Below are 25,743 nucleotides of genomic sequence, written 5' to 3'. Positions count from 1 at the left end.
AAAACAATTGGCAGATCGCGAAAAGCTTAAAGCGGAAGTAAATCCGCTGACAAATACGCTTGTGCAAAATATCCTTAGAAAACACGGCGTTTCAAAAGACAATGTGCGAACGCTGTCTGAGGAAGAAAAAGAAAACATCTTAAAAATACTCGAAGATTTAAAGGCGCAGTCCGAGGCTCTCATCCAGCGGCAGCAGGAAAAGAAGAAAGAAGCGAACAATGAATCATCATCACAATCCGAAGAACGCCCGAGACGAAGAAGAGAACGTTCAGGTAAAAATAAATTAAGAGAAAAGCTGAGACAAAGAAGGCAGCAGGAGAACACCGCCCAAACCGAAGAAAAAAATGGGGATTTGGAGTAGGGTATCTGCCATATACAAGTTCGAGCCTTCAAACATTTAATAATAGTAAATGGAAGGAGGAAAACAAATGGAAACTAGACCATATTCTTGGGTTGCGCTAGATCCAGAATGCGAGCATCCGGGAACTGAGTATTATCCGAGACACCCTAAGAAACACGTTTGTGACGATTACAACTGCAAGTGCGGTAAACACGATGCATTTATCAATCAGGAGCTCGACCAGCTCAACCTGAACAAACAGCTGTCAGATGAGACAATCATCATCAAGGATTCTTGCGATATCCGAGTCTCTACAGAGGATACTCAAGTTGTCGCATCTGTTATGACTGCGGTGCAGACGGCAATTGTTACAATCGTTCTGGCAATCATTGACGATGCTGATCTTGCCGAGCTTGTATCACAAGACTTGCTGCAGGTAACAGCAAACAAGCAAACAAACCGTCAAAAATTAATTATCGACAATTCACGCGATGTCACAGTTACAACAGAAGATACCGATGTCGCCGTCTTGGTCTCTACAGCTGTCCAAACGCTTACCGTTGTTATCGCAACACTTATCGTCGGACTCCTTTAATACAAAAAAGCAGAGCCATCAAGCTCTGCTTTTCTTCATTTTTATAGACGATTACCCACACCAACAAGGGCACGGGTACATATGTTGTTAAAGACTAAAGTCAAATATCCCTATAAAAAGGAGCTGAAATCCATGAGCTGCGGAAAACATCATGGCCGGCATGAAAATTGTGTATGCGATGCAGTAGAACAAATTATAAAAGAACAGGATGCAGTTGAAGAAACATGTCCGACGAGCTGCTTCGGCAATCTGCTGAGTCCGACGGTTTCCGGTAAAGACACCATTCCGTTCCTTTTGTACGACAAAAAAGGCGGTTTATTTTCAACATTTGGAAATGTCGGCGGATTTTCAGATGATATGCAGTGCTTCGAATCGATTTTCTTCCGGGCAGAAAGTCTAAAAGATTGCTGTGCAACGCTTTCAATCCTGAGGCCTGTGGACATAAACGGCGACACATTAAGCGTCTGCCATCCTTGTGACCCTGACTTTTTCGGGCTTGAGAAAACGGACTTTTGCATCGAGGTTGACTTGACTTGTTTCTGCGCGATTCAATGTCTGTCACCTGAACTAGTTGATCGCGCAGCAGACAAAAAACACAATCAGCACCACGGTTAAAAGGTGTCGGACTGCATCAAGCCGGCCGTTATAATCGGCTTGATGCCAGTCTTTTCACGAAAGCTGCCGGCTTTCGGCAGCTCCTTTTACCAATAGAAAAGCCAGGCCGAAAAATGAATTTTTAAATCCTGAACTAGGAGGGATCATAACATGACGAAATGTTCAGCCGAAAACTGCGTGTGCGAAGCCGTTGAAAACATTCACGATCTGCAAAACGCCATTGAGGAAGAAGGCTGCCCGACAAGCTGTTTCAGCAACCTGCTTTCCCCTTCGAGACACTTAGGCGACACCATTCCGTTTATTTTATACACTTCAAAGTCTAAGCCGTTCGTAGCCTTTGGAAATGTCGGAGAGCTTCAGGCAGGCCCTTGCTTCAGCACCGTGTTTTTCAGAGTTGAAAAGATTGACGACTGCTGCGCTACATTGAGACTGTTGATTGCCTTTGATGAAAATCGCCGCGTTCTCGATTTCACAGAAGATAAAGACAAAATTTGCGATGTGTTCCGCTTGGAAAAAACAAATTTCTGCATTGAAGTGGATCTGGAATGCTTCTGTGCGATCGAATGCTTAAATCCGCAACTGATCAATCGTTCAAATTAAAAAGTCCCTGAATCGGGACTTTTTTTATCGTGTAATTTAAAAGCCAAGCGGGTGCAAGGAAGTAATACTCTCGATTTGCAGTTCCGCCGGAGCCCCTTTGCTCGACGTTTTGACAAATACGGAACCGCCTTTCTTTCCGGCGATCGTTCCTCTGTATGTCTTCCCGTCTGCTTCAATGAGGCAAAGAGTTTTCGGCATATTGCCGGGAAGGCTTGCCAAAAAGTCGATTTTCTCGGCGATGGTCATCTTGCTGAGCGGCTTTTTAATCGGTTTGACTCCTTTTTCGGACCGATTCGCCTCATCGCTAAGCACCGCTTCGGCGCCGTCCTTTTCGTCTGGCCGGACGGCTTCATCCTGCTGTTCCTTTCGCCGGGCTTTTTGTTCGGAAGCGTCGGGTTTTGCTTTCTTCTTTCTTTTAATCAGAATATCCTGCATGTTCGCTTCTGCCTTATCATAGTCCGGCTGCACAATATACATGAGCGGCTTTTGCTCCGCATCGTTTTTTCTGCTAGACATCTTGATCCCTCCGATCTGTTCATGGTATATCTATATGCAAAAAAGGAGAAATCAGAAGAAAAGAAAAAGCAATCCTTTAACGGATTGCTTTTTAGCGTTATGTTATCGCGCGATGATATGATAGCCTGAATCAACATGCAGGTTTTCGCCGGTCATACCGCGGGAAAGGTCGCTGAACAGGAAAGCAGCCGTGTCGCCGACTTCTTCCGGAGTCGTCGTGCGGCGAAGCGGTGCGCGTTCTTCGATTTCTTTTAAAATCGAGTTGAAGTCGCTGATTCCTTTTGCGGACAATGTCCGGATCGGCCCTGCGGAAATGCTGTTGACGCGGATTCCGTCTTTTCCGAGATCGCTCGCCAAGTATTTGACGCTGGCATCAAGTGATGCTTTCGCAACACCCATGACATTGTAGTTGGATACAACGCGCTCGCCGCCAAGGTATGTCAGCGTGACGATGCTTCCGCCTTCAGTCATAATGCCGCGCGCCGCTTTAGCGACCGCTGTCAGTGAGTAAGAGCTGATATTGTGTGCGAGCAGAAAACCGTCGCGGGTGGTATTTAAGTATTCTCCAGCCAAGTCTTCTTTGTTTGCGAAAGCGATGCAGTGTGCAATGCCGTGGATGACCCCGACTTCTTTTTTGATGTCGGCGAAGCACGCTTCAATTTCCTGGTCATTTGTGACATCACAAGGAAGTACGATTGAATCGTTCCGCTCCAAAGAATCGGCCAGCTCCTTGACCGATTTTTCAAGCCGCTCACCCGCATACGTAAAAATCAGTCTTGCGCCTGCATTGTGAAGCGAGCGGGCGATTCCCCAAGCGATGCTTCGTTTATTTGCTACACCCATGACGACGATATTCCGGCCTTCCAGTGATAAATTCATATGTATGAAATCCTCCTAATGATTAACATTTTATTAGTACCTGATCATAATATATAGTATCACAATTAATAGCAGGCTGACAATTTCAGAATATAAAAAGCGGCAGAGACCGTTTTTGATGTCTGCCGCGATATTAATTCATTTTTATTGCGGGACTACAGTTCCAACCCTGCATTGGATATCTTTTGATATGCAAAATGGTTGGTCGGTCCGTGGCCGGCTCCGAAATCAAGGCTGTGTGCAACCGCTTCGTGGACGAAAGCCTCAGCGATGCTGAAAGCTCCTTGAATGCCGTTTCCTTTCGCTGTTTGCGCGGTAAGAGCGGCGGCAAATGTGCAGCCTGTTCCATGGGTATTTTTCGTCTTAATATAGGTGTTCGTTTTTTCCGTGAACACCTCTCCATCGAAGAGGAGATCGGTTACTTTGCCATCCTCGGGCTGATGCCCTCCCTTGATGATAATGTTGCGGACGCCCATTTCATGCAATTCACGAGCCGCTTTTTTGCGGTCTTCCATTGTTTGAATGCTTCTCCCTGTCAGCACTTCGGCTTCGGGTATGTTCGGCGTTACCGCATAAGCAAGCGGAAGCAAGTGCCGTTTCAATGTTTCAACTGCTTCCTCATTCAATAGTGAAGCGCCGCCTTTGGCGATCATGACAGGATCGACAATCACACGTTTAAGCTCGTATGTTGCAATTTTTTCAGCAATGACCTCAATCATCTCCGCGCTCCACAGCATCCCTGTTTTCACGGCGTCAGGTTTTAAATCTTCCGCCACTGCATCAATCTGCGTGCCGAGTGCTTCCGGAGATAGCGGGTAGACGCCGTGAACCCCTGTTGTATTTTGCGCAGTGACCGCTGTCAAAGCCGTCATGCCAAAGACGCCAAGCTCCTGAAATGTTTTAATGTCGGCTTGAATGCCGGCGCCGCCTCCTGAATCCGACCCGGCGATTGTTAATGCTTTGTATATGCTCATGATGTTTGCACTCCCTTCGGCCTTTAGCCAATCCACCTGTGATATATCGTTTTCGCGCGATTGATATCGTTCGTTCCGTGAATCAAAGCGCGTCCGTCCCGAAAAATCACGAACTTAAAATCCTCCGTACGGCAAGATAATAAATAAGGATTTCCCGTCACATCCAAACCGGCTTTTTTTAATCTGGCGGCAAGCGGCTCCAGCTCCGGCGGCTGTTCCGCGGCCGGCCTGATCTGAACCGTTTGTCTGCCGCAAAGAACGGCTGCTTTTGTTTCGTTTTCAGCTGAAAGAAACGGAAACTCGCCTTTTCCGCACGTCGGACACGAGCCATGTTTAAGCGCGTCAGCCCGGACTTCAGAGCGCTCATTTGTCCAAATATCAAATGAGCGAAGCATTCCTGACGGTTCATGCCCTGTCAGCAGCTTCAGGGCATCTGTTACCTGGTAAGCGGCAACCTGCTGAACAACCGGACCGATCACCCCTGCTGTGTCGCACGTCATGGTATTCGCGGGCAAATGCCCCAAAAGACAGTGAAGGCACGGCGTTTTCCCCGGAATGACGGTATATGTGATGCCATAGCTTGCGACACACGCGCCGTACAGAAAAGGGATGCCTAACTTGACCGCCGCATCGTTCATGATCAGCCGCGTTTCAAAATTATCGGTCGCATCGACGATCAGGGACGCTTTCTCCGCAAGCTCGAGCGCTTTTTCCGCGGTAACATCTGCTACAATGCCGGTCACTTGAACAGAGCTGTTGATCAGGCGCAGCCTTTTTTCGGCAGCGGCTGCCTTTGGCATATGATCAACCACATCCTGTTCCGTATAGAGCTGCTGGCGCTGGAGATTGCTCCATTCCACATAATCCCTGTCGGCAATCGTCAGCGAACCGACTCCGGCCCTCACCAGCATTTCTGCGCTGGCCGCGCCCAATGCCCCCGCACCGATCACCAGGACGCGGGCGCGACTTAATTTTTCCTGGCCGTCCGGTCCGATCGGGTGAAAAAGCTCCTGTCTTGAATACCTGCCAGTCAAATCGTCAACTTCCCTTCTTCAGGACTGCTGGCGATGCCGTAGTTCTTTTCCGGAATTCGTCCGGCAAGGTATCCGAGTCTGCCTGCTTCAACGGCGAGTTTCATAGCCTTCGCCATTTGGACCGGATCTTTCGCCCCGCTCACTGCCGTGTTCAAAAGCACTCCGTCAGCGCCGAGTTCCATTGCGTATGCCGCATCTTTCGGAGAACCGATTCCGGCATCCACGATTACGGGAACCTTAGCCTGTTCAATGATGAACGACAGGTTAAGCGGATTGACGATTCCCTGTCCCGAACCGATTGGAGAGGCCCCGGGCATAATGGCGTGTACGTCGAGCTCTTCAAGCTTTCTCGCAAGGACGACATCGTCCGATGTATACGGCAGCACAATGAAGCCTTCTTCAAGCAAGGCTTCTGACGCCTTCAGCGTTTCTACCGGGTCAGGCAGAAGCGAACGGTCACAGCCGATCACTTCGACTTTGATCATGTCGCAAAGACCGCTCGCTTTAGCAAGCTTGGCGATCCGGACGGCTTCCTCAGCCGTTTTTGCTCCGGCCGTATTCGGCAAAAGCGTATAACGGCTTAAATCAAGCTGCTCCAAAAAATTAGGCTGAGACTCTTCAAAAATATTCATCCGTCTGACGGCAAAGGTCAGGATCTCCGATTCAGATGCACTGACAGCCTCTTTTTGAATTTCAAATGACGGATACTTCCCTGTGCCGAGCAATAATCTTGATGAGAATTGACGATCTGCGATTTTTAACATAACGGTTTATCCCCCTCCGACAAAATGAACGATTTCGATGACATCGTGTTCTTCCAGTTTGACTGTTTGATATTGGTCTTTTCCGATAATCTGCCTGTTTCTTTCAACAACGACAACACGATTTTCCAAACTGTAGGATGCGAGCAAATCGTAAATCGTGCCGCCGTCATCTCTCCACTCTATTTTCCGGCCGTTGAGCTGAATGTTCACCTGTGCACAGCCTCCTTTCGCTCCGCTTTAAACGCCTCGGCCCACTCTGTTTTGACCGGATTGCCGAGGATCATGTCAGCTATCATCTCACCGGTTGCAGGTGCCAGGAGGATGCCGTTTCTGAAATGTCCGGCAGCAAACAATATCCGGTCATTTTCAGGGTGTCTGCCGATATATGGATTGCCATCCCCTGTTTCCGGGCGCAATCCGGCCCAGCATTGGTCGATTTTCATGGATTCAATGTCAGGGAGCATCGACTTGGCCTTTCGGATCAACTCCTCGATTCCGCCAAGTTCCGGCTGTTCATTCCAATCCCCGGGCTTCATTGTCGCGCCGACGACAAGCTTTCCGCTATGGCGCGGAACGATGTAGCAATGATCATGGTAAAGCGTCCTCGTCAAAGGGATGCCGTCATTCCACACAGACAGGCACTCCCCTTTGACAGGATAAAAGCTTTTGTCTATGCCGATCTGTTTAAAGAAAGCACCGCTCCACACACCGCTTGCAATGACAACGTGCTCCGCCTCCGCGGTGCATGAAGCAGCAGTGACGCGGACGGCCCCCGCTTCAGATTCGATCGATAAAACGGGGGTAAACTCGAAGACATCGGCACCGAGAATCCGGGCCCCCCTGGCAAATGCCCTGCACACTGCGGCCGGTTCGACATGGATGTCGTCCCGAATGAAATTAGCGCCGAGAATCCCTTTTCCGGCATGCGGTTCCAGCTCATATACTTCAGCGGCTTCAAGCCATTCCACTGAATCCAGTGCAGCCATTTGCATCAGGTGTTCGCGGTCGCTTTCTGAAAATGCCAGCTTTAATATCCCTCCGTCATGCTTTCTGATATCGATGCCGCTTATGTCTTTCAATTCGCCCGTCAGCCGCTGATAGGCTTTTTGGCTGGCTCTGGCAAATTCGAAAAAGGTACCGGGTTTATCGCATTCCGCATGGGCGCCGAGCATGCCCGCCGCCGCGCTCGTCGCTTTTTTGCCGACTTCTCCGCTTTCAAACACGGCCGTTTTTTTCCCCGCTTTCGCAAGATGGTAAGCGATGGATGTCCCGATGATGCCTCCGCCGATCACGATCGTATCATAGCGCTTTCTCATATGAATCTCCCTTCGCGAGACAGGCAAGCCGCGCGGCCGCCTCATCCGGTCTGTCATGAGAAAAGATCCCCGACATCACGGCGATGCCGTCTGCCATTTTGACTTCCGCCAGTCGTTGTTCGGTAATACCCCCGATCGCAATGACCGGAATGCGGACAGCCGCCTTCACTTCAGCCAGACTGAGAGCTCCTCTTCCTTTCCGGCCCTTTTTACAGTCCGTTTCAAAAATGTGGCCGAACAGCACATAATCTGCACCTTCAGTTTCAGCCTGAACCGCTTCTTCTGGCGAATGGACGGACTTTCCGATTTTCAAATGCGGAAAACGGCTCCTCACACTTTTGACGGAAAAGCCGTGTGAAGGCAGCTGAACCCGGTGAATGTGATGAAACAAAGCGATATCCACCCTGTCGTTGATGATCAGTTTCCGCTTATCAACCCCTTCTTCGGCAAGGCGGTCGATTAAACTTGATATTTCACTTACTTTTTTTGATCTTTCCCTGATATGGATAAAGTCAACGGCATTTTGAATCGAGATGATTTTTGCAGCAAGCTCTTCCACAGAGTGCTTGTCATCGGTGATCGCGTGCAGATGCAAGCTGATCCACCCCGCTTTTTGACCAGCTTTCTTTTTGGTAGGCCATATCCCAGAAGCTGTATTCGTAGAAGCTGGAGATGACGAAGTTCTCCTTCATCTTCGCGCGCGTTTTCTCATCGGCGTTTTCAGCCAGCTCATCGAAGCGGTTGATCTGTTCTGTCACAAGTTCTTTAAACCAGTCGCCTCCGTATGTCGCGATCCATTCCTGATAAACCGCGCTGTCAGGCCTGCACGTTTTTAACGTCTCACCGACGTCATAATAGAGCCAATAGCAAGGAAGCAAAGCGGCCAGTATTTCCGCAAAACTGCCGCTCACGACAGAACGGTACATATGCGATGTGTACGCATACGCTGTCGGCGACGGCTGAAACGACTCCAGTTCTTCCTTTGTGATTCCCAATAGATCGGTGAATTTCCTATGGAGCGACATCTCGGCTTCATATGTGCCTTTCGCGTGTTCAGCCATCCGGCTTGTCGTATATAAATCGCGAGCATATGCCGCACCAAAGGATTGGACTTTGGCAAAGTGGGTCAAATAGTAGGAATCCTGCATGACATAGTATTTAAATCGATCAACCGGAAGTGTGCCGTCTCCAATCCCTTGAATAAACGGATGGACAAAACTGCCTTCCCACCATTTTGCAGCGCTGTTTCGGCATTCTTCTGAAAACTTCATTTCGAGGCTCCTCCTTCGATTCTGAACATAAAAAAACCACTTTCCCGCAAGGAAAGTGGTTTGGAATTTGCATAAATACATACTCAAATACCGTGCCACTTCCCTACGCAGGTTTGAACCTGTTCAGGTTATGAGGGTCTAAAAGTCACACTTTTATCTCAGCCCTTATCAAGGACTCCCCTAGTGGAAAACATTTCTTGTTCATTCAGTTTATACTTTTATCTTATCACGAATTGCAAAATGGTCAAGCATCAGTCTCCAAGCGTTTTTCTCAATTCCGCAATATATTCGCGCGAACCGGTGGCGATCAGCCTGTCACCCAATTGCAGCCTTGTATCCCCGTGGGGCACGATGCTGTCCACCCCGCGGAAAATTCGGACGAAGATAACATCTCCCGTAAACGGAAACTCCCTTAACAGAACACCGTCAAATCGCTCATTGCTCATATTGATCTGATACAGCGACGCATCCTGGTTCGTCAGGAGTTTCATAACGCCAGGCGCCTCGATAAGCGCGCGCAGCAGCGTTTTTGTAGAAAGCAGAATAGAGAATGTATCAATTCCGTTATCTTTCAGTCTGGATTCGGCGTCTGGAGAATCTGCGCTGGCGATAATTCTCGCGACTTTCTGCTCCTTCGCAAAAAGTGCGATCCCTGTATTGCGCTCTTCGCTGCCAGTGGCCACGACGAGTATATCCGTTTGGAAAACGCCGAATGATTGAAGCGTCTCGTATTCATAATCAGGCAAAACTTCAACATCAAACACCGGGTCCGCCAGATTTTCTTCCTTTTTTTCCTGCCGGACATGCAGGATTCTGACGTGATAATCTTCCGGAGAAAGTTCGAGCGTGACTGGCAGCGTCATTTGATTTGCGCCGATAAAGGTGATCGTCTTTTTCTCTTTTTCGCTTTCCGTTTTCGGCATTAATTTTTTAAAGCCGGTCGGTGTGATGATGCATGTAATGACAGCGACCAGAATCAGCGCGCCGGACATCTGCGCGTCAATCACGCCGATGCGCTCGCCGATCGTTGTCGCCGCGATCACCAAAGAAAGCGTGGAAGTCAGGAGAAAACCGGAAGCCAGCACGGTTTTCATGTCATACCACTTTTTCAAAAACAGCACCGGAACGACTTTGCTGATTAACAGAGCCACAAACAGAAGCGGGATCATCACTAAAATTTTCGGATTGCCAAACAGTGACCAAATGTCCAATTTGACGCCTGTCATCACAAAGAAGATCGGGATGAGGAATCCGTATCCGAATGAATCGAGCTGCTGAACGAGCTCCTTGTTCGGCGAAAGCAGCGAAACAAGCACCCCGGCCAAAAACGCGCCAAGTATGTTTTCTGCACCGAGCGACTCGGACAGCGCCACAAGTACGATGATCAGCGTAAATATCGCCCTTGTGCCGATCTGGATCGTTCCTTTTGACAGCACTTCGACAAAAGGCCGCTTTTTAAATATCCTTCCGAACAGGTATAAAACGACGCCGGCGGCAAATAAGATCATCAGCAGCCACATATTGCTGTTTTCGTCCCCGTAGATTGAGGCGAACACTGCAAGCAGAATCATCGTGACAAGATCGGCAATGACGGCGACAAGCAAAATAATCTGGCCGATATTTGTCTTCATGAGACGCTCTTCTTTCAGCGTCGGAACGACAACCCCGAGCGAAATTGTCGAAATGATCAGCGTCATTAAAAAGGCGTTGTCAATAAATCCTGCCATGACAAAGCTGTAAGAAAGGCCGAGCGATAAAATAAAGACGGCAATAAAGATGACCGAAGCCGTTTTAAATGTATTCGGCGCTTCCTTTCCGCTTGGAAGCAGCTGCTTTTTCTTTCCTTTTTCAAATGCGGAAAAATCGATTTCAAGCCCGCTTAAAAACATTAAAAAGATAAATCCGAGCATCGATAAAGTTTCGAGCCATGTATCGTGCTGGGCGACCAGATCGAACCCGCTTTTTCCGATAATAAGACCCATGATAATTTCAGCGACAACCACCGGTATGCTTAACCTGAAACGGTGCAGCAGGATGGGCGTTAAAAATGCGATAATCAGTACGACAACTAAAGATGAGACAGATGTGTGCTCCATAAACTGGTACCTCCTCTAAAACCGGTTTCCGGGTATGATTAGCGTTCCCTTTTTTAAAAATAAAAGGGACATCTTTTTAGACATTTTCATGTGGGAAAAGAACCGTCTGAACTCTTTTCTCACAGGTGTAAAAATCGATTTTAACAATGCTCGCTCAGAAAAAAAAGTAATATGCCTGATTTTCTCCGGCGAAAGTCGCTGAAGCTTGATTTATATATGGACTGGGCAATGTATATACATACGCAGACAGGAGGCAGAAAACGCATGAAATATGATGTAATCGGCGATATTCACGGGTGCTATGACGAAATGATTGCGCTGATTGAAAAGCTCGGTTACTCGCTGTCATCGGGGTTTCCCGTTCATCCGGAAAACAGAACACTTGTCTTTCTCGGGGATTTAACAGACAGAGGGCCAAAATCGCTGGAGGTCGTTGAATTTGTAGGACGGGCCGTTGAAGAAGGAGCTGTGCGATATGTGCCCGGCAATCACTGCAATAAGCTGTACCGTTTTTTCAAAGGCAATCCGGTGAAGCTGCAGCACGGGCTGGAGACGACGGCGGCGGAATACAGAAACCTTCCGAAACATAAACAGAAGGATATCAGAGACCTTTTCATGCGCCTTTATGAAAACGCCCCTCTTTATGAGATCCTGCATAACGGCGAACTTGTCGTCGCACATGCCGGCATCAAAGCGGAAGACATCGGCAAAAAGCCTGTCGGAAAAGTAAAACAGTTTGTGCTATACGGAGATATTACAGGAGAAACGCTGCCTGACGGACGGCCGGTCAGGCGGGACTGGGCCGCTCATTACAAAGGCGATCCGTGGGTGGTGTACGGCCACACTCCTGTCAAACGTCCGCGAATGATACATCATACGATCAATATCGATACCGGTTGTGTATTCGGCAACAGGCTGACCGCTTTCAGATACCCCGAACTGACAACCGAATCTGTCCCCTCTTCATTGCCTTATGATGAGTCAAGATTCCGTATGGAGCCATAAAAAAAGAGAGCTTAATTCAGCTCTCTATCAACTGACTCATATCATGCGCAACCGGCGCTTGAAACGTCAGCTCTTCCATTGTGAAGGGATGAAAAAACGTCAGCGTCTCACTGTGGAGCGCCTGCCGATTGATGAAGCCACGGGTTCCTCCGTACAGCGTATCACCGCACAAAGGATATCCGATATGACTCATGTGAACTCGGATCTGATGGGTTCTCCCGGTTTCCAGACGGATGGAGACATCCGTCATACCGCTGAAGCGCCTGTTCACCCAAAAATGCGTCACCGCTTTTTGCCCGTCGGGGATCACCGCACGCTCGATGATGCTCGATGATTTTCTGCCGATTGGCGCATCGATCGTTCCCTGCTCTTCTGCGATCAAACCGTGGACGACCGCCCGATATTGCCGTTTGACGGCTCCCTTTTTTTGCAGTCCCGATAAAAGCGAGTGGGCGAAGCGGTGCTTGGCTACAAGCATGACACCCGATGTGTCGCGGTCAAGCCTGCTCACCAGGTGAACGGTCGCGCGCACGCCCGTCCGCTGGTAATAATGAATCAGACCGTTCGCCAAGCTGCCTGATGGATGCTCGCGCGAGGGAATCGACGACAGGCATGGCTGTTTATTTAATACGAGGACATGGTCATCTTCGAACAAAATATCAAGCGGAATTTCTTCCGGGCGCAAAGATTCGCTCATTTTTTCCGGAGGGAACTGTATGACGAGCTCGTCCCCTTTTTGAAGAACGTATCTGACCGTTACATGCCCGCCGTTTACCAAAAGATCCCCGCCGCCGAATTTGATGTCCGTCAGCATCCTTTTTGAAATGCCCAGCCGCTGGACGTATTCTTTCAAAAGAACCCCGCTGTCCTCTTCTGTTATGATCTGTTTCATCAAAAAATCGCTCACAGCAAACCTTCCTATTCTCCTTTTCCGATAAAGGAATCCTGGACCCTTTTCCAAAACGGAAACGGCCGAAAGCGGGCAAACCTGATATTTTCGTTTGCGACGCGGCATTGAATTGACTTGACGTCTTTATGCAGCAATGTCAAATGGTCAATCGCGACTTGAAACGTCACATCATTAATCGGTTTAATTAAACAAGTGTGGTGCTCAGGCAGAATGAGCGGCGATCCGACCGTCCGAAACACCCGGTTGTTGATCGACGCCATTTCAGCCAGCTGGACCGCTCTGATGGACGGATGAATAATCGCACCGCCGAGCGCCTTGTTATATGCCGTGCTTCCCGATGGGGTCGATAAGCAAAGGCCGTCGCCGCGGAACGTTTCGAAAAGTTCCCCTTTAATTTCGACATCTGTCACAAGCGTCCCTTCGATGCTCTTGATCGTACATTCGTTCAGCGCCAAATATCTCGCTTCATCGCTGCCGTCATTGTAGCGGACGATAACTTCCAAAACCGGATATTCAACAATTTGATACGGCGTTTTCGCAATCGCGATTACGAGTTTTTCAATCTCGGTCGGCACCCAGTCGGCATAAAAGCCGAGATGTCCTGTATGAACCCCGACAAAGGCCGTTTTGTCGAGGCGGCCGCTGTATTTGTGAAATGCGTATAAAAGCGTTCCGTCACCACCGACGGAAATGACGATATCCGGCTCTTCTTCATCGCATTCAAGACCGAAGTCGAGCAGATATGTTTGAATTTTGCTTTTTAATGAATCGGAAACATCATTTCCTTTGGACGATACCGCAAACTTCATCATTCCATCTCCTTTCCCCTAACCGTCATCCTCATCCTTTTTCTTGCGTGAAAATGCCACGTGAGCCTCCTGAATCTCGCCCCTGATCTCGGACATTTCCATATCGAGCCTTGATGCTGCTTCAGAAGCTCTTTGAAGCCTTAATTTTACTTTTTCCGGAATGTTGCCGCTGTATTTATAATTTAAAGAATGTTCGATTGTCGCCCAAAAATTCATCGCCAGCGTCCGGATTTGAATTTCAACCAAAATCTGTTTTTCCCCGTTGATTGTCTGCAAAGGGTACAGCACGACGAGGTGGTAGGAGCGGTAGCCGCTCTCTTTATGTTCCGCGATATAGTCGCGCTTATCCACGACCGTGAAGTCCTTTCTCGCCAGAAGCATATCGACGACAATGCGAATATCCTCAAAAAATTGGCACATGATTCTGAGCCCGGCAATATCTTGCATGCTTTCAATGTTGTGCAGAGGAATGTTTTTCCGCTTGGCCTTCTCAAGAATACTCGGAACAGGCTTCACCCGCCCTGTCACGAATTCGATCGGCGAATGTTCCTCCTCGTATTCGTAAAGGGTCCGGATCCCTTTCAGCTTCACTTTCAGCTCTTCAACAGCCTGCCGGTACGGCGCTAAAAATTGCTCCCATTGTTTTTCGTCCATAAACCTTCCCCCAATTTCATCGCCTTTTTTTCTAGAGGAATATCCGTTTCACTCTCTCTTCCATTTCTTCGCCATAATTTGCATTATCTTTAATATTCTCTATTAAATATCCGAGCTCATCATGGAACCCGTTAAGCTCCAGCTCCGTGTTTCCGATATGTAAAAACACAGGAAGATTGGCGTCGAGGGCCGCTTTAAGATCGGACCAGATGCCTTCGTTTAAAATGACGTATTCAAAGGAATCGTCCTGTTCAAGTATGTATACAAATGCAAAATGATCGGAGTCTGTCAGCATGCGTCCGGCCGGTTTCCGCTCCGCTCCGTCATTGATTTCGCTGGTCAACACCAGCCGGTCGTTTCGCAGATTGGCTTCTGTAATCTCAATTCTGTTCTGCATAATGCTCTCCTTTACAATAAAAGTACAGATTCATTTTATCATATCAGCTTCAATATTGATAAACGTTCCTTCTCAAGAGATAATAAGGAAAATGCAATTTTACCAGCTGAGAGGATGAAAAAATTAAAGAATGAGCCAGGAACTTGAAATCGAATTTAAAAATATGCTGACAAAAAAAGAATTTGAGAAAATCAAATCATATTATCAATTTACTTCCGAGCAATTTGTTATACAAAAAAACCATTATTACGATACGTCCTCCTTTTCTTTAAAAGAAAAAGGAGCGGCTTTAAGAATTCGCGAAAAACAGCAGCGATATGTACTGACATTAAAAGAGCCGGCACCTGTAGGTCTGATGGAAACCCACCAGGAGCTGACCGGGAAGCCCGAATTTGAAACGTTCACAATTCCGCATGGACCGGTATACGATTGCCTGAAGCGCCTCGGCATTCAACCGGACGAGCTCATCCTTTTCGGAACGCTTGCAACAAGCCGTGCAGAAAAAAAATTGCCGCAAGGCTTAATTGTTTTGGATCACAGCCGATACTTAATGGTAGAAGACTTTGAAGTTGAATTCGAAGTGACAGACTATGAACGCGGAAAACGGGATTTCTCTGAACTGCTGAAATCGTTCGGCATCCCTGAGCGTGAAACCAAAAATAAAATCATCCGATTTTATGAACAAAAACTTAAAGATCAATAAGGTGGGAAAACAATGAACGTCAACCATTTGGCCGCCCTTTTGGAACTACAGGCGATACGGTCGTTTTATCCGGCTTCAGACAGCGGTTCCGAAGATGCTGGTTTTGATTTCAGCTCGATTTTAAACCAATATTTAAGCAATGTCGGCGGTTTGGAGTCTTCACAGCCCGCGGTTGTTCCGGCCGTGTCGACAGGGTCTCAGCTCCAGGCGCCGCTGACAGCCGAAAAGCCTGCGGCAATTGCGGCCGTCCCATCTGCCGCAGCGAAACCCGTCTCTTTCGGCGGCCAAAATCAGAGCATTGACCAGATCATCAAAAACGCCGCAGAAAAATACGGAGTCGATGAGAAGCTGATTCATGCCGTCGTCAAGCAGGAATCGCGCTACCAGGAAAAAGCAGTCAGCCCGGCCGGCGCCATGGGCCTGATGCAGCTCATGCCGTCAACGGCGAAAGCGCTCGGCGTGAATAACGCTTTTGACCCCGTACAAAATATAGAAGGCGGAACAAAATACTTAAAGCAGATGCTCGATAAATACAGCGGGAATGTGAACCTCGCATTAGCGGCCTACAATGCCGGACCGGGAAATGTCCAAAAATACGGAGGCATTCCCCCTTTTAAAGAAACGCAAAATTATGTAAAAAGAATCACCTCAAATTACTATGCTTAAGCCGGAAAGGATGCTTTCCGGCTCAGATTGTTGACAAAATCCCAAAACGACTTTTAGTTTTGGGATTTTGTCATCCTTTCAGCGTGATTGAAAACCCTTGCAGTCTAGGAAGGCCGAGCATCGGAGCGGAGCGAATGTTGGAATTCGTGAGCACCGACGCGCAGGCCTGACAACGAATGCGAGGGTTTGTCGACACGCTGAGCCGGAAAGGATGCTTTCCGGCTTTTTTTGTCCGCATTTACTTCCTCTTTGATCCTCCCGGTATTAAAAATACACATTTAAGAAGCGAATATGATATGATATTTGAAACAAAATCAGCGATTTTCGCCCGCAGGCAGAAGTCGGTTTGTTTGTAGAAATGGAACGAGGTTGCTAAAATAAGTATATACAATCGTGAAATAATAAATGATGCACAAGATAAATATTTTTTTGCGATAGGAATCGGTATATTTTCCTATTAGCCATATTAAAAGGAGTAGTCAACATGGGACAATCGTTTAACGCACCTTATGAAGCGATTGGAGAAGAGCTTCTATCGCAACTTGTTGATACTTTTTATGAGCGTGTAAAGCGGCATCCGCTGCTCTACCCGATTTTTCCGGACGACTTAACGGAAACGGCAAGAAAACAGAAGCAATTTTTAACGCAATATTTAGGCGGTCCGCCGCTTTATACAGAAGAACACGGACACCCGATGCTGAGGGCGCGGCACCTGCCGTTTCCAATCACACCGGAACGGGCGGACGCATGGCTTTCGTGTATGAAAGAGGCAATGGATCATGTCGGTTTAAAGGGCGAAATAAGGGAATTTCTTTTTGAAAGGCTGACATTGACAGCCAGACATATGGTAAATCAGCCTAAAATGGAGGATGGTTCACATTGACACTAAATCAGCGTGACCAATTTTTCTCCCATTGCCATGGACATCCGCAAAAACCGATGGAAATTTATATGTTTGTCGACCCTTTGTCTCCTGAATGCTGGGCTTTGGAGCCGGCGATCAAAAAGTTGAAAATCCGCTACGGCCGTTTTTTCACACTAAGGATCATCGCCGCATGCAGCATCACAGCGCTGAACGTTCAGAAACGTAAAAAGCACCGCCTCGCAGAGGCATGGGAAAAGATCGCATGCAGATCAGGCATGTCTTGTGACGGGACGCTCCTGCATGACAAAGCGCTCTCCGCACCATACCTCGCTTCACTCGCTTTAAAAGCGGCGGAACTGCAAGGCAGAAAAGCAGGGCTGCAGTTTTTGAGATGCATGCAGGAAAGCCTGTTTCTCAATCGGCAGGATATCACCGAAGAACAGGTGCTGCTGGCGATCGCAGAGCATACACAGCTCGATCTGGAGGAATTTAAAAGGGATCTTCATTCGCAGAGCGCCGTGAAAGCCCTGCAATGCGATTTGAAAATCGCTGCCGAAATGGAAGTGGCATCTGTCCCGACTCTTACGTTTTTTAACAGTCTCCGCGAAGGAGAAGGCTTAAAAGTAACCGGAAATTATTCATACGAGATTTACGAAGAAGTATTGTTTGAGATGCTCGGCGATGAGCCGAAGCCTTCACAAACACCTCCGCTCGAACTTTTTATCGAATACTTTCAATTTGTAGCCGACAAAGAAATTGCCGTCGTTTACGACTGGACGCTGGAAGAGGTGGAACGGGAAATGAAAAAGCTCGCGTTCGCCCGCAAAGTCGAAAGAGTGGAAGCGAAACACGGCATGTTCTGGCGCTATATAAACGGACATCATGATGCCGGACCGCTTTATCAATGCGAAAAATAGCACGGGTTTCTCCCGTGTTTTTTTTCGCGCTAAAACGAACGCACGTTCCTTTTTGAAGCAGTAAGAAACCGCGCCGGGATAAGCGCGGTTTCTAATTATGTCTTAACGACAACAAAGGGGATGGGAGAAATTTTTCACGGTCAAACAAAGGGGTAAATGTTTGTTTGTGATCAATTTCACATCTTTATAATATCAAATCATGTCGAGTTTTGACAACTGATTTCATTAGTTTTCACATTTTTGTCACAAAAACATAAAAAATAGATGTCCATCATATGATCAAAGTAACAAAGAAAACGAGCCCGCCGCACGTTGCCATACCGCGATTTATGCGAACTGGCGCCCGGTTTTGCTGCCTTTTTGCGCATCGTCTCCCCCTGTGAAATTTTATCAGTCCTTAGGAGGGTTTTTATGCTTCAGATCATTTTAGGACTTGCATCAATATTATTTTTTTTCGTCTTGAATATTTTAGGTTTGATGAATATGTTTCCCCTTTATATTACGTCCCCTCTCTTATTTATATCAATCCTTTTTACGCTCAGCCGCCTCAACCACCGCAAAACATTTAAAGGTTTTTGACCTCATCGAAAACAAGGCTGCCGGTATGACCGGCAGCCTCTTCTATATACTCGCCTATTATGAATGATTGACTTTTTGCAAAAGTTCTTCCATTTCGTTCAGCTGCTCTTCAAACTTTTTGCACGCAGCTTCGATCGGCTCCGAAGATGTCATATCAACACCGGCTTTTTTCAGCACTTCAATCGGATAATCCGAGCTACCCGCTTTCAAGAACTCAATATAGCGGTCAACAGCCGATTTGCCTTCTTTTAAAATCTGCTGACTGAGTGCCTGAGCTGCACTGAAGCCTGTCGCATACTGATACACATAATAATTGTAATAGAAATGCGGTATTCTTGACCACTCAAGACCGATTTCCTTATCAATCTCAATATTGTCACCGAAATATTTCTTATTCAAATCATAGTAGATGCTCGTTAACAGCTCAGGTGTCAGCGGTTCCCCTTCCTGGGCTTTGCTATGGATCTCATGTTCAAATTCGGCAAACATCGTTTGTCTGAAAACCGTTCCTTTGAAGCCTTCAAGCATATGATTCAAAATGTAGAGCCGCTGTTTTTCATCGTCGATTGTATTCAGCAAGTATTCTCCCAAAAGTGCTTCATTCGTCGTAGAAGCTACTTCGGCTACGAAAATGCTGTAGTTTCCGTACGGGTAAGGCTGATATTTTCTCGTATAGTAGCTGTGCACGGAATGGCCGAATTCATGGACGAGCGTAAACAAATTATTGACGTTGTCCTGCCAGTTCATCAAAATATACGGATTGGTTCCGTAAGTTCCTGAAGAATAAGCGCCGCTGCGTTTTCCTTTGTTTTCATACACATCGACCCAGCGGTTGTTCAAGCCTTCTTTCAGAATGGATGAATATTCTTCCCCTAAAGGCGTCAAACCTTTTAGCATATAGTCCTTTGCCTGCTCGTAGGTAACTTTCATTCCAGAGTCCTTTACCAGCGGAGTATACAGGTCATACATGTGTACCTCATCAAGCTCAAGCACTTTTTTTCTAAGCTCAACATAGCGGTGAAGAAGCGGGAGATGCTTGTTGATCGTGCTGACAAGATTGTCATAGACTTCTTCAGGAATGCTGTTTCGCGACAAAGCAGCTTCCCGCGCCGATTTATAATGTTTAACCTTCGCATAAAAGTTGTCTTTTTTCACAGCTCCGCTGAGCGTGGAAGCGAGCGTGTTTTTAAAGCGGCCGTATGTTTCGTAAACCGCCTTGAATGCCGCGCGGCGGACATCGCGGTTCTCGCTTTCCAAAAAGGTGACATAATTGCCGTGTGTGAGCTGTACCTTTTCTCCATTTTCATCGGTGATCTCCGGAAATTCCATATCAGCGTTATTCAGCATGCCGAACGTGTTGGAAGAAGATGAAAGAACATCAGACGCTTCGGCCAAAATTCCTTCCTCCTCCTCGCTCAGTACGTGAGGACGCTCTTTATTGATTTCTTCGAGAGCATGCGAGTAAAGCTTTAACTCCTCTTTTTCCAGCAGGAACTGCTGAAGCTTTTCTTCCTGAATCGATAGTATTTCCGGCACCATGTAGGCCGTTGCGCTCGCTGCCTGGGTATAGAGGTTGGCCGCTTTATCATTGAGACCTTGGTAAAAAGAATTTCCAGTATCCTGATCATAGCGCATGTGAGCGTAAGTATACAGCTTCCCGAGACGCTCCATCACCTTATCCTGATAAGTCAGCGCTTCATATAGATCATCGGCGGAATGGCCGAGCCTGCCCTTGAATTCGGAAAGCTTGGGCAGCAGTTCTTTAACGGCTTGAAATTCCTCGCTCCAAGCATCATCTGACGGGAAGATATCCTCAAGTCTCCACGTGTCTTCTTGCTTCACCTCTTCTCTTGAAGGCAGTTTCTTCGATTTTTTTTCTTCAGCCACTGTCAATCCCCTCGCTTTCTTTACTCCAAGTCCATTGTTGTCCAATAAACTTGTATTGTGTTTATCTTCTGTTTTTTCACCGTCTTTTGTCAAATCATATGCGAAAAAAAAGACGCAAAATCCCGCCGTTAAAAAATAAAATACATATCTTTTGATCTGAAACAGTCCGGACACCACCTTCCTTTCTTTAGGTTGAACGAAAGGCTTGATAATCATTCGGAAAAATAATGTTCATCCCTTTTTAACAGCGCCTCCAGCCGCGGCTCCGGAGCAACAGGACCCGCGGAATAATAAAATTCCTCTTTCCTCTCTAAAAATCCTTTTTTATGCAAAAAACAAATGTATTCACAAACGGCATCAGCAGCCGTTTGCTGCCCGCTCCATCTCAGCTTCAGCCTTTTACCCTTGACGAGCCAGTCCATATAATGAACCGCAGACTGCAGGCGAAACGTATCATGCTTCGTTATAAATAAGAAAAGGTGCCCTTGCCACACATAAACCGGGTGGGCAAAAATATAGCCTGACGGCACCGGGAGAAAGACTTCTGAGGGGAAAAACGGGAGCGGGAGCCGGAACTTTTCATAAAAGAGCGCGGCTATCTGCTTCGCTTCTTTTGATAAAAAACGCACGGTCGACATTCGAAAGCTGCGGATGTTTTCTTTCCAACCTTTAAGCTGGAGAGGCGAACAGTTTTCCCATGCGGTTAAATCATGCCAGCCTGCTTCAGCAAGTGGGAGAAAACGCAAGGATGCGGATGTTTTGTTTGTTTGAAAGGGAATCAAGTGTTCGAGGATGATGAAAGCCTTTTGTTCGGGGCAAAAAAACAGGAGCTTAGGAGGCTTATCCCTTTTCTGAGCGAACTGCCAGTGAAACCCTGAAAGCTGAAAAAAACTCCTCGCCAAGCGTCTTACCCGGTTACCGCCCAGAATCCACAACGGCGCGATTCCCAGTTTGAGAAAGCCGTCCGTTCTTTTTCGGTACGCTGCCGCATCTAGATTCGCACATTGAAATTCAACCGCAACCTGGCGGGTCTCGTGTTCCAGAAGCAAATCGGGCCTTTGTCTGATCTCTTGCAAATACGGTTCAAGCACCGGGCGGAAGCCTTGTCTGCCGAGCCATTCGTACAACAGCCGTTTTCCTTTCAGGTGATAGGAGCTCTCCGGTTCATGAGGCACCGGACATGCTGCACCCGGCTTATGAGCGAAGTGTGGGAGCTTGACGGCACCGACTTTCAGGTCGAGTTCACACCGGCAAACCGGACAGTAAAATAAATGTCGTTTTCTCAATCGCTTGAGATCTTCGGTTTTGTATCCGTCGGCAAGACAGATGATCTCTTCTTGATCGATCATTGCACTGAACATATTGTCTCTCTCCTTCCTGTTTGATCAAGTATTCAACATGCGCGGAAGCTTTCCTTTTTTTGAAAACGCTTCAAATTCAGGCTGATTTTATATAAAGTAGTATTATAGAACTCGAAATTTTTAGAAAAGGAGTTTTTGACATCAAACGGAAGCTGACCACCAAGCTTACATTGCTGATTCTCACCCTGCTATTCATCTTGCTTTCTGTTATGAGCGGCCTCTATTTAATCATTTTAGAAAATTCGTTAAAAACACAAATTCAAGCCAGAGCGCTCGATATGGCGAAAACGCTCGCCCAGATGCCTTCCGTCCAGGAAGCCTTTGAAACGGACGATCCGTCCCGAATCCTTCAGCCAATTGCAGAAAACGCGAGAAAGCAGTCCGGTGCGCAATACATTGTGATCGGCTCGGCGGATGCGATTCGCTATGCTCATCCGGACCCGGGAAAAATCGGCAAACCGATGGTCGGCGGAGACAATCAGCGCGCTCTTGAAAAAGGGGAAGCATATATTTCGGAAGCCGTCGGCACGCTTGGCCCAGCCATCAGGGGCAAAGCCCCGATCCTTAATGAAAACGGCAAAATCGTCGGAATCATCTCAGTCGGTTTTTTAAAAGAAAATATTCAGGATATCGTCTCTCAATATCAGACAAAATTAATATTTTTATTAGGATTTGTCGTGCTGATGGGGGTTTTGGGAGCCGTCTATATTTCCCGCAATGTCAAAAAGTCCATTTTCGGTCTTGAACCTTATGAAATTAATCAATTATATACTGAAAAACAGGCGATTACAGAATCTGTGCACGAGGCCTTGATCGCCATCAACAAACATGAAGAAATCACGCTCTTGAATAGAAAAGCGTGTGAGCTCCTTCGCGTCGAAAGCGAAGATCAGTGGCTCGGCAAACCGATTTCCGAGCTTCTTCCAGATACGCTGCTCCCCGAAGTGATGAAAACGAAAACGGCGCAAAAAGATCAGGAATTAACGATCGGAAATGAAGAATTAATCGTCAACAGAGTGCCGATTTTCGAAAACGAAAAAATCCGCGGGGCCGTTGCAAGCTTCAGGAGAAAGACGGACATTGACGAACTCTCCAAAAAGCTGGCGCAAACTTCGCAATACGCGGAAGGTCTGAGAGCCCAGACCCACGAATATTCAAACAAGCTGAACACAATCGCGGGACTGATCCAGCTGGAAAGCTATTCTGAAGCGCTCGAATTGATCCAAAAAGAGAACAAAAGCCATCAGGAAATGCTGCGATTTCTCATCCATTCGATTCCTGATCCGCTTCTTTCCGGGTTGCTGCTGGGAAAGGTCAACCGTGCAAAAGAGCTGCACATCAACCTGGAAATCGATGAAAGCTCAAAATTGGACGCTTTGCCGGACGAAATGGACAAAGGCAAATTCATTACGATTTTAGGAAATTTGATTGAGAATGCTTTTGACGCCGTTTCCCACAAAAAAGACCGCAGCATCCTTGTCTTCTTGTCAGACGGGGGAGATCACATCTTAATTGAAGTCGAAGACTCGGGAGACGGTATTCCCGAGGGGGAACAGGAGCGGATCTTTCAAAAGTTTTATTCGACAAAAGCGGCTAATCACCGCGGTCTCGGCCTCTTTTTAGTCAAAGAAGCCGTCAATGCGTTAAACGGACAAATCAAAGCGGATAAAAGCGACCTTGGCGGAGCATTGTTTACTGTCGTGATACCAAAATAGAGAAACGCTGGGGGACTGACCTATGAAAGCATTACAAGTGTTTATCGTGGAGGATGACATCAGGAACGCTGACATACATCAAAAACTGATCAGCAAAATTGAAGGATTTTCTGTTATTGGAATCGCAGAAAATTTTCAAGATGCAAAGGATTTGCTTCCGGACGTGAAGCCCGACCTTGTCCTGCTCGACATTTTTCTGCCGGACGGCTCAGGCATGGAGCTTCTCTGGCTGATCAGACAAAAGCTCAGACATACAGACGTCATGATGATTACGGCGGCGAAAGAAGTTGAGTATGTCGAACAGGCGATTCGCGCGGGAGCCGTCGATTATTTGATCAAGCCGATTATGTTTTCCAGGCTGAAAGAAACGCTGTTAAACTATCGGTCCTACCGGCTCAAGGTAAATGAAATGTCTTCAATCGATCAGACAGACGTTGACAGCTTGATGGCAAAAAGGCGAAGCATCATGAAAGAAAAACAAACCGCTGAAGCCGATTATCCGAAAGGAATCGACGGCCTGACGCTGAAAAAAGTAGCCGGCGTTTTAAACAAAAGCGAAAACAGCGATGGCATCACCGCCGAAAACCTCGGGCGCACCATCGGTGTCAGCCGGACGACCGCAAGGCGCTATTTAGAATTTTTAGCTGCGGAAAAGCATGTAAAAACAGAACTTTTCTATGGAACCGTCGGACGTCCCGAACGCCGCTACAAGCCTGTGAAAAATGAAAGTCCGGAAACGTAGCGTTCCGGACATCAAAAGCTCAGCCTTCCAAATCGATCGACTTTTTATTTTTGTTCTTCATTGCCCGGGAAATCGGCGGTACGATGAGCGACAAAAGAGCCGTAATCAATAAACCGATTGTGACGGGACTTTCAAAAAACACGGACAGGCTTCCTGATGACAGCGTCATCGCTTGTCTAAACGATTCTTCCATCAAACTTCCGAGAATAAAAGCTAAAATAAACGGAGCCGCCGGAAAAGACAGCACTCTCATAAAATACCCGAGGATTCCGAAGAACACCAGAATATAAAGATGTACGACATTAAATGTCACAGCATAGACGCCGATCAGGCAGAAAACAAATATGAGCGAAATTAAAAGCTGCTTCGGAATCAGAAGAATTTTTGACAAGAAAGGAATTAACGGCAAATTTAAAATCAGCAGAAATAAATTGCCGATATACATGCTTGCGATCACGCCCCAGAACACGTCGGGATGATCCGTCAGCATGAGCGGTCCCGGCTGAACGCCGACGACCAAAAGGGCGCCGAGCAGGACGGCCGTTGTTCCTGATCCGGGAATCCCGAGTGTCAGAAGGGGTACGAATGCGCCGCTCGTTGCCGCATTGTTCGAAGTCTCAGGTGCTGCGACCCCTTTGATATTTCCCTTGCCAAACGTTTCAGGATGTTTTGAGATTCTCTTCTCTGTAATATAAGAAATAAATGATGCAATTGTCGCCCCTGCACCGGGCAGGATGCCGAGCAAAAATCCGATGACCGAATGCCTTGCGATCGGTCCCGAAATCTCTTTCATTTCGCTTTTCGTCACCTTCAGGCTGCCGACCTGAGACGCTCCTTCCGTCATCGGCTTGTTCCGCGTCTTGATCAAGAACGCAACTTCAGCAAGTGCAAACAAACCGAGAGCCACGATCAGAAAATCGATGCCTTCCAGAAGGCTTGCCGCACCGAATGTAAACCGTTCGGTCCCCGTCTGCGGATCAATCCCGATGGTAGCGGTCATAAAGCCCAATGTCGCAGAAATCAGCGCCTTGACTGTCGATCCTTCGGAAAGGCTTGAAATTGCCACCAAGCCGAGCATCATCAATGCAAAATATTCTGTCGGTCCAAATGTCACCGCAATGTTTGCCATTGTCGGTGCGACGAGCATCAGCGCAACTACGGTGATCGTTCCGCCTGCAAAGGAGCAAATTGCAGCGATGGCAAGGGCTTTTCCCGCTTTCCCCTGCTTTGCCATCGGATAGCCGTCAAACGATGTTGCGACAGTGCCCGCTACTCCGGGGGCATTTAACAGAATCGATGACGTCGAACCGCCAAAGACCGCTCCGTAATAGACACCCGCCATCAAAATTAACGCGGAGGCCGGGTCCATTCCGTAACTTAACGGGATCATAATGGCAATCGCAGTGATCGGCCCAAGCCCGGGCAGCATCCCGATAACCGTCCCGATCAGCACCCCGATAAAAGCGAACATGATATTCTGCGGAGTCAGCGCCACCTGAAATCCGTATAATATACTATCTAACATGCACTTTC

Annotated in this window: 30 protein-coding genes and 1 riboswitch; of the genes, 12 read left to right on the top strand and 18 right to left on the bottom strand. The window is 47.5% G+C overall.

Translation table 11 applies throughout. From position 1 onward, the window contains the following. Nucleotides 1-7 precede the first annotated feature (7 nt). The 4 genes from MHH76_RS06750 to MHH76_RS06735 all read left to right on the top strand — a co-directional run bounded on the left by MHH76_RS06750 (nucleotide 8) and on the right by MHH76_RS06735 (nucleotide 2,150). Entirely contained in the window at nucleotides 8-361 is a 354-nt protein-coding gene (locus MHH76_RS06750; protein WP_003180698.1) for a hypothetical protein, read from the top strand. Between the two features lie 67 nt (nucleotides 362-428). Next, entirely contained in the window at nucleotides 429-935 is a 507-nt protein-coding gene (locus tag MHH76_RS06745; RefSeq protein ID WP_003180696.1) for a spore coat protein, read from the top strand. Between the two features lie 132 nt (nucleotides 936-1,067). After that, nucleotides 1,068-1,550 (top strand): CotY/CotZ family spore coat protein, encoded by a 483-nt coding sequence (locus MHH76_RS06740; protein ID WP_003180694.1) that lies wholly within the window; start codon nucleotides 1,068-1,070, stop codon nucleotides 1,548-1,550. 150 nt (nucleotides 1,551-1,700) lie between these two features. Beyond that, entirely contained in the window at nucleotides 1,701-2,150 is a 450-nt protein-coding gene (locus MHH76_RS06735; protein ID WP_023856676.1) for a CotY/CotZ family spore coat protein, read from the top strand. Nucleotides 2,151-2,186: 36 nt separating this feature from the next. On the opposite strand, the gene MHH76_RS06730 is transcribed toward MHH76_RS06735, so the two are convergent. The 10 genes from MHH76_RS06730 to MHH76_RS06685 form a co-directional block, all read right to left on the bottom strand. Beyond that, entirely contained in the window at nucleotides 2,187-2,666 is a 480-nt protein-coding gene (locus tag MHH76_RS06730; protein ID WP_003180690.1) for a CotO family spore coat protein, read from the bottom strand. Between the two features lie 102 nt (nucleotides 2,667-2,768). Further along, nucleotides 2,769-3,545 (bottom strand): enoyl-ACP reductase FabI, encoded by a 777-nt coding sequence (fabI, locus tag MHH76_RS06725; protein WP_003180687.1) that lies wholly within the window; start codon nucleotides 3,543-3,545, stop codon nucleotides 2,769-2,771. 155 nt (nucleotides 3,546-3,700) lie between these two features. Next, a complete protein-coding gene (thiD, locus tag MHH76_RS06720) occupies nucleotides 3,701-4,519 on the bottom strand; it encodes a bifunctional hydroxymethylpyrimidine kinase/phosphomethylpyrimidine kinase (protein ID WP_020450959.1) in 819 nt (272 codons plus the stop codon). Nucleotides 4,520-4,542: 23 nt separating this feature from the next. Then, on the bottom strand, nucleotides 4,543-5,553 hold the full coding sequence (locus MHH76_RS06715) for a thiazole biosynthesis adenylyltransferase ThiF (protein ID WP_020450958.1): 1,011 nt from the start codon (nucleotides 5,551-5,553) through the stop codon (nucleotides 4,543-4,545). Beyond that, nucleotides 5,550-6,317, bottom strand: coding sequence for a thiazole synthase (locus tag MHH76_RS06710; protein WP_268441356.1), 768 nt, complete (start codon nucleotides 6,315-6,317; stop codon nucleotides 5,550-5,552). The genes MHH76_RS06715 and MHH76_RS06710 overlap by 4 nt, the downstream gene beginning before the upstream one ends. A 6-nt stretch (nucleotides 6,318-6,323) precedes the next feature. Then, nucleotides 6,324-6,527 carry a sulfur carrier protein ThiS gene (gene thiS, locus MHH76_RS06705; protein ID WP_020450956.1) on the bottom strand — a complete coding sequence of 68 codons (204 nt, stop codon included), beginning with the start codon at nucleotides 6,525-6,527 and terminating at the stop codon, nucleotides 6,324-6,326. Further along, on the bottom strand, nucleotides 6,524-7,633 hold the full coding sequence (gene thiO, locus MHH76_RS06700) for a glycine oxidase ThiO (RefSeq protein ID WP_043054291.1): 1,110 nt from the start codon (nucleotides 7,631-7,633) through the stop codon (nucleotides 6,524-6,526). Before thiO ends, thiS begins: the two co-directional genes overlap by 4 nt. Continuing rightward, entirely contained in the window at nucleotides 7,617-8,228 is a 612-nt protein-coding gene (tenI, locus tag MHH76_RS06695; RefSeq protein ID WP_023856672.1) for a thiazole tautomerase TenI, read from the bottom strand. The genes thiO and tenI overlap by 17 nt, the downstream gene beginning before the upstream one ends. Further along, complete coding sequence (tenA, locus tag MHH76_RS06690; protein WP_023856671.1) at nucleotides 8,203-8,904, bottom strand: thiaminase II; 702 nt, start codon at nucleotides 8,902-8,904, stop codon at nucleotides 8,203-8,205. The genes tenI and tenA overlap by 26 nt, the downstream gene beginning before the upstream one ends. An 83-nt stretch (nucleotides 8,905-8,987) precedes the next feature. Beyond that, nucleotides 8,988-9,096, bottom strand: a riboswitch (TPP riboswitch). A 59-nt stretch (nucleotides 9,097-9,155) separates the two neighbouring features. After that, nucleotides 9,156-11,000, bottom strand: coding sequence for a monovalent cation:proton antiporter family protein (locus tag MHH76_RS06685; protein WP_020450952.1), 1,845 nt, complete (start codon nucleotides 10,998-11,000; stop codon nucleotides 9,156-9,158). Between the two features lie 264 nt (nucleotides 11,001-11,264). On the opposite strand from MHH76_RS06685, the gene prpE reads away from it, so the two are divergent. Beyond that, nucleotides 11,265-12,005, top strand: coding sequence for a bis(5'-nucleosyl)-tetraphosphatase PrpE (gene prpE / locus MHH76_RS06680; protein ID WP_020450951.1), 741 nt, complete (start codon nucleotides 11,265-11,267; stop codon nucleotides 12,003-12,005). Between the two features lie 16 nt (nucleotides 12,006-12,021). On the opposite strand, the gene MHH76_RS06675 is transcribed toward prpE, so the two are convergent. From MHH76_RS06675 to MHH76_RS06660, 4 genes are read right to left on the bottom strand one after another with little or no spacing between them, the layout of a single operon-like run. Continuing rightward, entirely contained in the window at nucleotides 12,022-12,912 is an 891-nt protein-coding gene (locus tag MHH76_RS06675; RefSeq protein WP_023856669.1) for an RluA family pseudouridine synthase, read from the bottom strand. Between the two features lie 11 nt (nucleotides 12,913-12,923). Continuing rightward, a complete protein-coding gene (locus MHH76_RS06670) occupies nucleotides 12,924-13,724 on the bottom strand; it encodes an NAD kinase (protein WP_023856668.1) in 801 nt (266 codons plus the stop codon). Between the two features lie 18 nt (nucleotides 13,725-13,742). Beyond that, complete coding sequence (locus MHH76_RS06665; protein ID WP_003180661.1) at nucleotides 13,743-14,378, bottom strand: GTP pyrophosphokinase family protein; 636 nt, start codon at nucleotides 14,376-14,378, stop codon at nucleotides 13,743-13,745. A 31-nt stretch (nucleotides 14,379-14,409) separates the two neighbouring features. Then, nucleotides 14,410-14,775, bottom strand: coding sequence for a hypothetical protein (locus MHH76_RS06660; RefSeq protein ID WP_003180659.1), 366 nt, complete (start codon nucleotides 14,773-14,775; stop codon nucleotides 14,410-14,412). Between the two features lie 130 nt (nucleotides 14,776-14,905). Between MHH76_RS06660 and MHH76_RS06655 the strand changes: the two genes are divergently transcribed. Both MHH76_RS06655 and MHH76_RS06650 read left to right on the top strand, forming a co-directional pair. Continuing rightward, complete coding sequence (locus MHH76_RS06655) at nucleotides 14,906-15,478, top strand: CYTH domain-containing protein (protein WP_043054290.1); 573 nt, start codon at nucleotides 14,906-14,908, stop codon at nucleotides 15,476-15,478. A 12-nt stretch (nucleotides 15,479-15,490) separates the two neighbouring features. Then, a complete protein-coding gene (locus tag MHH76_RS06650; RefSeq protein ID WP_025811634.1) occupies nucleotides 15,491-16,144 on the top strand; it encodes a lytic transglycosylase domain-containing protein in 654 nt (217 codons plus the stop codon). Nucleotides 16,145-16,214: 70 nt separating this feature from the next. Here the strand turns inward: MHH76_RS06650 and MHH76_RS06645 are convergent, their stop codons facing one another. Beyond that, on the bottom strand, nucleotides 16,215-16,382 hold the full coding sequence (locus MHH76_RS06645; RefSeq protein ID WP_155273793.1) for a hypothetical protein: 168 nt from the start codon (nucleotides 16,380-16,382) through the stop codon (nucleotides 16,215-16,217). 246 nt (nucleotides 16,383-16,628) lie between these two features. Between MHH76_RS06645 and MHH76_RS06640 the strand changes: the two genes are divergently transcribed. From MHH76_RS06640 to MHH76_RS06630, 3 genes are all read left to right on the top strand, one after another. Beyond that, complete coding sequence (locus MHH76_RS06640) at nucleotides 16,629-17,027, top strand: thiol management oxidoreductase (RefSeq protein WP_003180652.1); 399 nt, start codon at nucleotides 16,629-16,631, stop codon at nucleotides 17,025-17,027. Continuing rightward, nucleotides 17,024-17,926, top strand: coding sequence for a protease adaptor protein SpxH (gene spxH / locus MHH76_RS06635; RefSeq protein ID WP_003180650.1), 903 nt, complete (start codon nucleotides 17,024-17,026; stop codon nucleotides 17,924-17,926). The genes MHH76_RS06640 and spxH overlap by 4 nt, the downstream gene beginning before the upstream one ends. Before the next feature lie 411 nt (nucleotides 17,927-18,337). Next, entirely contained in the window at nucleotides 18,338-18,505 is a 168-nt protein-coding gene (locus MHH76_RS06630; protein WP_023856663.1) for a hypothetical protein, read from the top strand. Nucleotides 18,506-18,562: 57 nt separating this feature from the next. Here the strand turns inward: MHH76_RS06630 and pepF are convergent, their stop codons facing one another. Next, complete coding sequence (gene pepF / locus MHH76_RS06625) at nucleotides 18,563-20,392, bottom strand: oligoendopeptidase F (RefSeq protein WP_023856662.1); 1,830 nt, start codon at nucleotides 20,390-20,392, stop codon at nucleotides 18,563-18,565. A gap of 212 nt (nucleotides 20,393-20,604) precedes the next feature. Then, nucleotides 20,605-21,753 carry a competence protein CoiA family protein gene (locus MHH76_RS06620; protein ID WP_025811636.1) on the bottom strand — a complete coding sequence of 383 codons (1,149 nt, stop codon included), beginning with the start codon at nucleotides 21,751-21,753 and terminating at the stop codon, nucleotides 20,605-20,607. A 170-nt stretch (nucleotides 21,754-21,923) separates the two neighbouring features. On the opposite strand from MHH76_RS06620, the gene MHH76_RS06615 reads away from it, so the two are divergent. Continuing rightward, nucleotides 21,924-23,468 (top strand): sensor histidine kinase, encoded by a 1,545-nt coding sequence (locus MHH76_RS06615; protein ID WP_025811637.1) that lies wholly within the window; start codon nucleotides 21,924-21,926, stop codon nucleotides 23,466-23,468. A 22-nt stretch (nucleotides 23,469-23,490) separates the two neighbouring features. Continuing rightward, entirely contained in the window at nucleotides 23,491-24,210 is a 720-nt protein-coding gene (locus MHH76_RS06610; protein ID WP_020450941.1) for a response regulator, read from the top strand. 19 nt (nucleotides 24,211-24,229) lie between these two features. Here the strand turns inward: MHH76_RS06610 and MHH76_RS06605 are convergent, their stop codons facing one another. Continuing rightward, nucleotides 24,230-25,735: a tripartite tricarboxylate transporter permease gene (locus MHH76_RS06605; protein ID WP_003180636.1), complete on the bottom strand. Its 1,506-nt coding sequence runs from the start codon at nucleotides 25,733-25,735 to the stop codon at nucleotides 24,230-24,232. Nucleotides 25,736-25,743: the final 8 nt, after the last annotated feature.

It is taken from the genome of Bacillus sp. FSL L8-0193 (assembly GCF_037976065.1).
Lineage (GTDB): Bacteria > Bacillota > Bacilli > Bacillales > Bacillaceae > Bacillus > Bacillus paralicheniformis.
Note: the sequence above shows the minus strand (reverse complement) of the source record. Positions and strands in the feature narration are given on the sequence as shown.